This is a genomic window from uncultured Ruminococcus sp. (genome assembly GCF_946415235.1).
In the GTDB taxonomy this organism is placed as follows: domain Bacteria; phylum Bacillota; class Clostridia; order Oscillospirales; family Ruminococcaceae; genus Ruminococcus.
The window spans coordinates 1-10584 of sequence record NZ_CAMKRR010000103.1; the positions used below are offsets into that span (position 1 = coordinate 1).

A 10584-nucleotide genomic window follows, 5' to 3' on the forward strand; every position below is an offset into this window, starting at 1 on the left:
GAACATTACTATGCTGCGTCCCTCCATTTTAGCCGGCTTATCCACAGTGCCTGCCTCAGAAACTGCTTCCTTGAAGCGATCAAGCAGCTCGCTTCCAAGTTCGGGATGTGCAATAGCTCTTTTGCGGAATCTAACCGATACCTTGAGTTTATCGCCGCCCTGTAAAAACTTTACAGCCTGATTTACCTTCGTTTCAAAGTCATGAGTATCTATTGTGGAGAACATTCTGATCTCCTTGATAGAAACTACCTTCTGATTTTTTCTTGCTTCCTTCTCACGCTTAGCCTGCTCGAAGCAATACTTTCCGTAGTCCATAACGCGGCATACGGGCGGTGTTGCCTGCGGAGCGATCTTAACGAGATCCAGATCCTGATCGAAGGCTATCTGCTGAGCCTCTTTGGCGGATAATACGCCGAGCTTTTTACCGTCAGCGTCGATTACGAGTACTTCCTTGTCTCTTATCTCTTCGTTGATCTGCAGTTCCTGTTTGCTAATAGTCAAGCACCTCCAAGCAAAATAATTTAAAAACAAAAATGAGTGCAGAAATTATCCGCACTCACCAATACACATTGAATATACCAAAGCTGCCGCAAGAACAGCCCGATAGCTCACTACATATTGACCGTTTCAGCATAGCCCGACGGTGAGAACGCATAGTTCTGCTTTGTTTACTCAATAATTATATACTCATTTCCGTAAATTGTCAAGGCACTTCTTCATTTTTGTCATTTTGCACAGTATCGCCCTTCAGCAGCCCGCGCATTTTATCCCATATTGCAAATCTGACCCTGTATTTTTTCGGATGCTTAAGTATATCGAGCTCCTTTCCGTCGAAATGCTTATCTTCTTCTGTTTTGTCCACCTCAACGGTACCAACTGCTTTATCGGCATCGTTCGCAGCTTCACAGGCAGCGGGCAGACACAGAGGCGGGTACATCACACACCACCAGTTATGCCCCTCCGCTTTGCCTATTTTTATGCGAAGCGCTTTGTACCGTCCCGCAGGCATGGTAATATCACCGTAGGTACGCTCGTCAAAATCCGTATCAGCAAGCTCTGCCGTCACCTCGTCCGTACAGCCGCTGCGCCTGAGGACTCTTTCAGCCATGCGCTCAATATCTTTTATCTTTTCCGAAGCTACAGCTTCCGCCTCCGCAAGATCGGAAGCTCCGCCGAAAATACCGCTTTTAAGCAGCTCGTCACGCACCCTGAGCTTTAACTGCTGATCCCTTTCGCTGTCGGAATTTGCAAGTATATGCAGACGCAGTACGCTGCCTCGAAGCTCGTCAAGCTTGCGTCCGTCGTGAATAAAGCTGCCGATGTTTGAAATAAGTATGGTCAGTATAAGTCCCGCCGCCATTACAGGCCATGAAAGCTTTTTCATGAATATCACCTCATGACCTATCATTGACAGCTTTTGCCTGCTTTATACCGCAGGAACAGTTTCTTTTCCGAGTATCGCCATAAACTCCTCACCCGTGATAGTTTCCTTATCAAGGAGGAAGTGTGCAAGCTCATGGAGCTTTTCGCTGTTTTCCGAAAGTATCTGCAAAGCCTTTGCGTGAGCTTTTTTCACGATATTATTGACTTCCTCGTCTATCTTTGCCGCAGTTTCCGGCGAACAAGCCAGCGAAGCGTCTCCGCCGAGGTACTTGTTGCTGACAGTTTCAAGGGCTATCATGTCAAAACTGCTGCTCATGCCATAACGTGTTACCATCGCCCTTGCAAGCTGAGTAGCCTTTTCGATATCGTTTGAAGCTCCCGAGGTACAGGTGTTGAAAATAAGCTCTTCCGCCGATCTTCCGCCTGTGAGAGTTGCCAGCTTTGAAAGCGCTTCTTCTTTTGAGAGAAGGAATTTCTCGTCCTCGTCCACCTGCATGGTATAGCCGAGTGCCCCCGAGGTTCGCGGTATGATAGTTATCTTATGTACGGGAGCGGAATATTTTTGCTTCGCCGCAACAAGGGCATGACCTATCTCGTGATAGGCGATTATTTCCTTTTCCTTCTGGGAAATAACTGCATTCTTGCGCTGATAGCCTGCAATTACGACTTCAACGCTCTCCTCAAGGTCAGACTGGTCAACGGAGCTCCTGCCGCTGCGGACAGCTCTCAGAGCGGCTTCGTTGATAATATTTGCGAGCTCCGCACCCGAAGCGCCCGCCGTCGCCCGTGCTATGGCATTGAAATCAATATTTTCACTGAGTTTTATCTTCTTTGCATGGACCTTCAGAACAGCTTCCCTGCCTGCAAGGTCGGGGAGCTCAACAGGTATGCGCCTGTCAAAACGTCCGGGACGGAGCAATGCGGGATCAAGGGACTCGGGGCGGTTGGTAGCTGCAAGGATAACTACGCCTTTTTTGCCGTCAAATCCGTCCATTTCCGTAAGCAGCTGATTCAAAGTCTGCTCACGCTCATCGTTTCCGCCTATCTGTCCGTCACGCTTCTTGCCTATGGTGTCGATCTCATCGATGAATACGATACACGGAGCTTTTGCGGTAGCCTGACTGAACAGGTCACGCACCTTTGCAGCTCCCATACCTACAAACATTTCCACAAACTCGGAGCCCGAGATCGAGAAAAACGGTACTTCCGCCTCGCCTGCAACAGCCTGTGCCAGCAGAGTTTTACCCGTACCGGGAGGGCCTACAAGAAGAGCTCCCTTTGGCAGATCAGCGCCTATTTCAGCATACTTATCGGGATTGTGAAGGAAATCAACTATCTCCGCAAGAGCTTCTTTGGCTTCATCCTGCCCCGCAACGTCATCAAATGTCTTTCCCGTCTGAGCCTTAACGTATATCTTTGCGTTGCTTTTGCCGAATGACATGGCATTGCCGAGACCGCCCATACGCTTTCCGATGCTTTTGAATATCAGATTCCATACAACTACCATGAAAAGTATGGGGATTATCCAGCCGAGGAGAAAATCCCTCAGCGGGCTCTGCTCCTGTATACTGCCTGCGAACTCAACTTCCTTCTGCTCATGCAGACGGGAAACAAGGTCGGGATCATAGATACGTGCGGTACTGTAAGCCTGTTCCCTGCCGTCCGCATCTTTAACGGTGAATTTTATCTCCGTATCCTCTATCTGGACCTTTCCCACATTTCCCTCGTCTACCTGATCGAGGAAAAAGCTGTAATCCGCGTCCTTTATGGCTGCCTTATTGAGCATAGGCATTATCATAGAGTTAAAGAACATGAGCAGCAGCAGACATATGACTATGTATATTGCATACTGCTTCCTTGGATTTTTTTCTTCATTCATTAATGGTCATCTCCTATATCAAGTATGATAAAATTATAACATATAGTTCCGCTAAATACAACAGACAAATTGTGACAGAAATGAAAGTTGCGTGAAAAAAGCTCTGCACGATGCCGTGCAGAGCTTTTATAGCTTAGAATGTTTTTATAATGCCAAGAAGGAACTGCTGGATCTTGAGTGCATCGTTTGATGTAAGTCCTGCTGCGTCCTTGTCAACATCGCCGTTTGCTGCGCCCTGAGAAGTGATGTGCTTGTCAGATGTTCCGCTGAGTCCGTACTTGTTAGGATTAGCAAGAGCCTGCATGATGAGTACTGCGTCTGCCATATCAACAGTTTCGTCGCAGTTAGCGTCACCTGCCAGTGTTACCTTTACATCCCCCTGTGCTACTGTTCCGGGTATCTGCGGATTATCGGTCGTAGTAGTTGTTGTAGTTGTTGTCTTTTCTGTAGAAGTAGTTGTAGTGGTCTTGTTGTCCTTTGTTGTTGTGGAAGTTGTAGTAGTTGTTGTGGTTGTCTTTGATGTGGTCGTAGTAGTCGTTGTAGTCTTAGGCTTTGTTGTGGTAGTCTCCTTCGGCTTCTCCTCAACAGTTGTTCCGTCAGGCTCGATACCGCCTACGAGAACGCCGTTATCGTAGATACAGATGTGATCTGTACGTGTCTCCGGCGGATCGTCAACAGCGAAGAAGTCCTCGCTCTTGCCTATCTTGAGTCCCTCGTAGCTCCAGTCGTTTGAAGGATCCCATGTATCACCGTAGTACATACCGAGGTCAAACTGGTACTTCTTGCCTGAGTTTGCAATAACGTATCCGTCCCATGTGATCTCAACGTAGTATGTATCAGCTACCTTGTCGTACTTGAAAGGACCTGTGAGAACGCCGTCAGCTCCCTCACCGTCTTCTGTGTATGCCTGATCGTAGAGCTCGCGGACCTCACCGAGTCCGTCAATGCCCTTTGCCATTTCCTTTATGTTGAAGAAGTAGCGTACTGAAATATTCTTTGAAGGCTTGCTTTCGCCTGTGAGTACCTTGAAGGATACCTGTGTTGTACCTGAACCGTCACCATTGAGGTTTGGCTTGTCTACGCCGACAGCCTCGATCCAGTAACCGCTTCCGCCGCCTTCGCCGTTGGCGCTGCCGTAAACTCTCTTCTCGTCCTCAGGCGGGAAGTCGGGAGTTACAGCCATTTCGGGTGTGCCGTAAAGTGCATAGAGACCTGCTGCTGCGCCCGGGAGACAAGCGTTGTAGTCGATAGTTACCTCGTTCTCTACCCAGTCGTTGGTGCTGTCGCTGTGGCCGTCGCTTCCGTCAGGACCGCCTGCAAGAGCGCCCCAGAGGATGTGCTTCTGCTCACGTGCATCCTCAGCCATGAGAAGTCCCGAAGCTGCACGGTGGTGAGGATTCTTTACGGCTGTATCATTATAGCCGACAATGAATGCTCTCGGACCGTGTGTTCCGTTTCTGCCTGCGAGAACAGTCTGCTTTGAGGTTTCCTTGTATGTGATATCGTTCTGACCGAGAACGTAATCCATCTGCTTCTTAGCCCACTCGCTCCACTCGCTGGGCTGACCGTTGTTCTTGTACTTGTCATAAACAAGGCAGATCAGCTGCATAGCGGTGTTGTAACGGCAGCTTCCCCACTGGTTGAGGTAAGCAAAGCCGCCCTTAGTCTCGAGCTGCTTCCATGTCTTGAGGCACTTGCCTACACAGTCATCGTCCCAGAAATCATCGAAAACGTACTGGTTCTTGCCCTGTGCGTCTCTTATCTTCTGAACGAGGTCGAGCTCGGGGTGCTCCTGATTGATGGCAGCCCAGAGAACGCCTGCGCCGCTCCACATATCGTTCCAGCAGTAGCACCAGCCCGAAGGAGCATAGTAATCGAATATCTCAACGGCGTAATCAAATACGCTCTCATCACCTGTTGCACGGTACATCCATGCAGCAGCCCAGCAGTAGTCGTCCTCCCACTTTGTTGAGCCGTAGAAAGCTCCGGGGCCGTCTGCGTTATCTGAAAGCTCCTTTTCATTGTCGTTTGCGAACTTCCAGAGAGCCTTTGCATAGTCAAGTGACTTTTCGGCATACTCCTCATCTGTATCCTTGAAGTTAAGGTAGTTTATAGCAAGAGCTGCACAGGCAGAAACAACATAGTCTGTCTGAGGCTTGTCTGCTGTGAGGAAGAATGCGGGACGGGGCATGGTGTCTACCTCGGGGCTGTTCCAGATAGCGTGGTCGATATTACCGTCGCCTACCTGATAGCAGTGAGCGATAACAGTGCCGTCCTTATCGCGGAAAGTACACTTCATGAGGTAATCGTTGAAGTGGCGGAGAATAGTCTCCATATGGTCGTCCTGACCGAGCTTCTTGAATACGTCGCGGAACTCATAGTAATCCCAGCCGAGAGTAGCAGCGGAATAGTTCTCGGGCATACCGAATTCAACGTGGTCGCCTGCATCGTGGAAGCCGCCTGCAACGTCGATAGTGCCGTCGCCGTCAGGGTCGAGAACATCCTTGTACTTCTCCATGAATGCTGCTGAAAGGTTAGTGCCGCCCTTGCTCTGCTTGTTTGTCTCCTTGTCCCATGGGATCATAGGAACATGAGCATCATAGGTATGGCAGTCGCCGCGCCATGAAAGACGGCTGTCTCTTTCGGCAGTATCGCCGCACATATTTGCATCATAGAAATAGAGCGAGTACTGAAGTGCACGGGCGTAGTCGATATCAAGACCCGAGTCGTTGACGACTTCGCTGATAGGTGCACAGAACTGCTGCTCTTCAGCCTCATCAGCCGCCTGTATAGGTGTAACAGACAGGCTCAGTGAAGCTGCCGCAGTAACGATGCTCATTACTGCCGCGGTGAATTTTTTGTGATCCATCATATTTTCCTCCCTTTTTAATGATGTGATTCAATTGAATGCAAATGATTTATTATTCCCACTTCGCAAGACCGAGGAGATATTTCTGTATCTCCAGCGCATCGTTTGAAGTAAGACCTTTACTGCTTGTATCAACGTCACCGTTTGACTGACCCTGCACTGTCATGTGCAGCGGATCAGTACCTTTCACGCCGTATTTGTCAGGATTTGCCAGTGCCTGCATGATCAGAACCGCGTCGGACATATCAACATTTCCGTCGCAGTTGGCGTCGCCCTTTTTGTAGTTTTCCGAAGCGCCGGAAGCCGTTTCGGCGGGCTTTGTAACGGTGGTCGCTGTTACAGCAGTTTTTGCCGTAGTAGTGGTAGTTGTCGCGGAAGATGCAGACGAAGTCGCCGTCACAGAGGTCGTCGTGGTCTCTGCGGGCTTAGTGGTCGTAGTGACCGTAACGTTGACATCTTCGCCTCCGTTTATGGGATAGCTTTTGAGGTCGGGCAGTTCATCGAGGGTTATACAGTAATCGCTGTTGTATACCTCGATAAGGTTGTCCACGGGATTATTCTGCTCGCTGGTGAGATAATTCATGTACCACGGGCAGAAATAAAGCCATGCTGCCTTGTCATTGACAAGATTTTCAAGGGACGGTATGGAATCGTTCTCGGACATTGTCACCATCTTCTGACCGTCCGTGCTCTGTACCAGACTGTAGAATGTCGATGATATAGAGCTGAGATTAGGAAGTCCGTCCATGCAGTTGTACTTGTCGCAGCCTATGATATCCACAACATCGTCTCCGGGATACCAGTCGGCAGCTTCGGGCGAGGTAGAGCCCGTCCATATCCATATGAGATTATCGAGCCCGTACTCGTTGGTGAGCTTGTCATAGAGCAGACGGTAGAGCTTTTTACAGGGCTCTGCGCCCTCGGCTCCCCACCAGAACCATGCGCCCTCCGCTTCGTGGAGAGGTCTCCACAGCACAGGCACATCAGCGTCCTTCAGTTTTTTCAGCTCGCCCGCAATAAGCTCGATATCAGCCATAATGACCTTATTTTCCCATGTGCCCTCCTCGAGAGCCTTTGTGATACTGAAAGTGGTGAACTTCGGGTTTGCCGACTCAACATAGAATGCGATATCGGAGCTTCCCTCCTCGCAGGGCACGTTCCAGTGCCACGAAACAGTGGCGATGCCGTGGTACTTGTTCACCCACTCGATAACACGCTCGGGAGCGTGATCGCGCCATTCCGACGAGGAATTGTAAGCGAGGAAGTCAATGCCTCTTATGGCAGGCTGTCTGCCTGTCTTTTCAAGTATATATTCAAACTCAGCCTCATTGTCCTTGATAAAGACATCGGGACTGTTCCATAGGTTATAGTTATGGTCGCCGCAGTACTCCTGCTGACCTGATATGATATGTTTTCCGTACACATCGCAGAGATAGCTGTAAAGCCTTTTTGCAGTCTCGGAAGCCTTCGGATTTGAAAGCTCTCTCGTAGGCGACAGTTTTTTCAGCTTTTCCGAAGCAGGTCTGAGCGTAAGGTAATCGAAAAAGGTATACCCCCAGTAAGCCTTGATCTCAATGGTATTCTTTCCTTTTTTCAGATTTACGACGCCGCCTGAGGTCTCGGCGAACTTGTTTGTGTAGGGGCAGGTCAGCTCTCCCTGATTAACTCCGTTGACATTGAGATACTGGACCTTTTTGCGCGGATCACTTGGCTCGCAGTAGCATATCGTCATTTCGTAGAGCCCGTCTTCGGGAACATCCGCTTCGATACTGAGAGCAGTGCCTTTCTGATCGAGGTAAGCAAATCCCTTTCCCGAGTATCCGCTGAGGTCGGTATCTTCGGGAAAATCCTCCGTCTTTACGTCAGAAGCTCCGTTTGCGTGGATCTTTCCGCCTTCCGTCTTACCGTCCTCGAACTCGTACCTGAGAACGCTGTCAGCCGCAGAAGCAGATTCGGGAGCTTTCGGTGCAGAGGGAAAACTCATCGCCGTCACAGCGATGAAAGCAGCCGCCACAGTGCCTGCGGACCGCTTTTTTATCTCTTTCTTCAATATGATCCCTCCAGATCGTATAATATTAAATTATATTAACCCGATAATTTAAGCGCCTACTTTAATTATCGGACTTAACGCATACCTACTAATCTATAATAGCACATTTTTACTGAAAATGCAAGAGCTTTCTCAAAACATTCCTCAAAATGGTGAATTTTTTTGATTCCGCAATATACGGTCAGTTCGGAGGGGTATTTGCTCAATTATTTAAGCATTTCATTTCCGCTTATGTAAAATAAAGCATCGAATGACAACAGCTGTAAAAGCTGCAAGTACAATAGCTCCCGAAAGGATAAGTTCATGCATATCCGCATTGCTTTTTAATACAGAAGATACGGACGCAAAGGCTTCGGCAGCTTCTTTCCGTTCAGAAAAAAGGAAGCCGTTCTCAAGGGCGTATTTCTGTGCGGCAGAGCCTCTCTCACCCGTTATCCTCAGTTCGTCGTTTTTAGTCAGCTCAATGCCGCTGCAGCCGTAGCCCAGAGCCCGAAAACCTATGGACTCACAGGCAGGCGGCAAATATATGTCCGTAAGCTCGGGACACATAAAAAACGCGCCGTCACCTATGCTCCCGATACTCTCACCTACATTCACCCTGCTCAGTTTTTCGCAGTCGGAAAAGCAAAGCCCGCCTATGCTTTCAAGTTCTTCCGGCAGCGCGAGCTCTTCGAGGCTCAGGCAGGCGCGGAAGCATGACTCCGGAAGAGCTTTCAGCATCTCGGGGAGCTCAATGTCAACGAGCCTGTCACAGCCGCAGAAGCAGCCCGCCCCTATCTCAATGAGTCCTGCGGGAAGCTCCGCCCTTTTGAGATGAGAACAGGCATAAAAGCAGTGATGCCCTATTTTTCGAACATTTTGTGATATACATATCTCTTTCAGAGTTGCACAGTTACAGAATGCGTTGTCACGGAGCTCAGTAACGGGGTAACAGCCGAAAAAATCAGGGATAACGATACTGACAGGCTCGCCTTCGTACCCCGTGACCGTCGCTTCTCCGTTTACCACCGAGAACAGCAGTTCAACGTTTCCGCCGCCGTGCTCCGAATGTTCGGCAAGAAAAAAATCAACCATTGCAGCAACCTCCTTCAGGACCAGTATATCAGCTCCCGCGGTCAATTCATAGCAGTTTTTTTATGTATTTCCCGTTATATCCCATGTAATTTCCGCATTATTGTCCGATACCGAACATAAAGTCCACGCAAACGCTGACGATATCCCGCGTTTTTATGCGGATATTTTCTCATGAAGGCATAAAAAAAGGAGCTCTCAGCTCCGTACACAAAAGCAGCCAACACGCTATGTGTCGGCTGCTTATCCAACCCCCTTTGGTCCATGCCCATTCTCAATAACTTATCTTTATCTTCTGAGGTTTTATGAACCTCCCCTTCTATGGTTATAGTATAGCATATTACTCTCCGTATGTCAATATAAATCAGTGGTTTATATCGTAATTTCGTATATTTACACAAGTGAAGCAGCTTCCGATTATACGTTTTGATGATAGTTTTTGACCAATTATTATACTGCACGTATACCAATATTTTGCTAATACAAAAGGCTATGAAAACCGCCCTATCAATAGTAAAAAAAATAAACCGCAGCTCCCGAAAAAAGCTGCGGCAAAATGCGCTTATTCATTTTTTTCGTCGGACAGACGGGACAGCAGCTTCCTTTCAATCAGAACATATATGCCATAGCCGATAAGAGCTCCCAGCGTATTGTTCATGAGGTCATCAAGTTCAAAATGCCCTCTTTTCAGGATGAACTGCGTCATTTCTATGAAGAACGAAAAGCCTGCCCCTGCTAAAAGTAAGCGTTTTGCGCTTCTGAACCTTTCATTCATAAACGACAGCATCAGCCCCCACGGCAGAAGCATGATGATATTGCAGAATATCTGCTTTACCCAGTAAAACGGCCTTGTCGATTTATACAGCTTTCTGTATTCCCAGAAGGGCCACAGTATCATTTTTCTGTGTGACAGATGCCTGCCCCTGAGAGTAAGCTTAATAACAAAATAAAGATATACAGGCATAAGCAGCCAGCACATGATGATTATTATTCTTTCAAGTTTTTGTCTGCTGATATTGATCTTCATAATCGCTTATCCTTTCATAATGGAATTATAACACATAATTCGGAAAATAGCAACAGGCACGGATAAAAATACCATATATATCATCTTTGCCGCGGGCTCACGCCATATAATACATCCTGCGGATAAGGTCGTATATGAAAAACACGCTGCGAACACTTTGTGCACTGAAACACGACGTAGCAGCACTCGACGACAGGACTGACGTGGAGTGGGTGACGGTGACCAACAACACCAGTGTATTGGCCTTTCGGCGTAAGGTGGCTTCGTCTTCAAGGGATACGGAAAAGGGCCAAGAAGTACTGATT

The 10584-nt window shown here is 48.3% G+C and carries 7 protein-coding genes; all 7 read right to left on the reverse strand.

Annotated features, from left to right (window positions below; genetic code table 11):
- Positions 1-501 (reverse strand): translation initiation factor IF-3 (infC, locus tag Q0R37_RS13315; protein WP_294755029.1); only part of this gene is annotated, 501 nt, incomplete at its 3' end.
- 202 nt (positions 502-703) lie between these two features.
- Positions 704-1408: a stage II sporulation protein R gene (locus tag Q0R37_RS13320; protein ID WP_294755030.1), complete on the reverse strand. Its 705-nt coding sequence runs from the start codon at positions 1406-1408 to the stop codon at positions 704-706.
- A gap of 18 nt (positions 1409-1426) precedes the next feature.
- Positions 1427-3262 (reverse strand): ATP-dependent zinc metalloprotease FtsH, encoded by a 1836-nt coding sequence (gene ftsH / locus Q0R37_RS13325; RefSeq protein WP_294755031.1) that lies wholly within the window; start codon positions 3260-3262, stop codon positions 1427-1429.
- A gap of 133 nt (positions 3263-3395) precedes the next feature.
- Positions 3396-6134 carry a glycoside hydrolase family 9 protein gene (locus tag Q0R37_RS13330; RefSeq protein WP_294755032.1) on the reverse strand — a complete coding sequence of 913 codons (2739 nt, stop codon included), beginning with the start codon at positions 6132-6134 and terminating at the stop codon, positions 3396-3398.
- 49 nt (positions 6135-6183) lie between these two features.
- Positions 6184-8181 carry a glycosyl hydrolase gene (locus Q0R37_RS13335; RefSeq protein WP_294755033.1) on the reverse strand — a complete coding sequence of 666 codons (1998 nt, stop codon included), beginning with the start codon at positions 8179-8181 and terminating at the stop codon, positions 6184-6186.
- A 219-nt stretch (positions 8182-8400) separates the two neighbouring features.
- Positions 8401-9255: a leucine-rich repeat domain-containing protein gene (locus tag Q0R37_RS13340; protein WP_294755035.1), complete on the reverse strand. Its 855-nt coding sequence runs from the start codon at positions 9253-9255 to the stop codon at positions 8401-8403.
- Between the two features lie 559 nt (positions 9256-9814).
- On the reverse strand, positions 9815-10279 hold the full coding sequence (locus tag Q0R37_RS13345) for a VanZ family protein (RefSeq protein ID WP_294755036.1): 465 nt from the start codon (positions 10277-10279) through the stop codon (positions 9815-9817).
- Positions 10280-10584 lie beyond the last annotated feature (305 nt).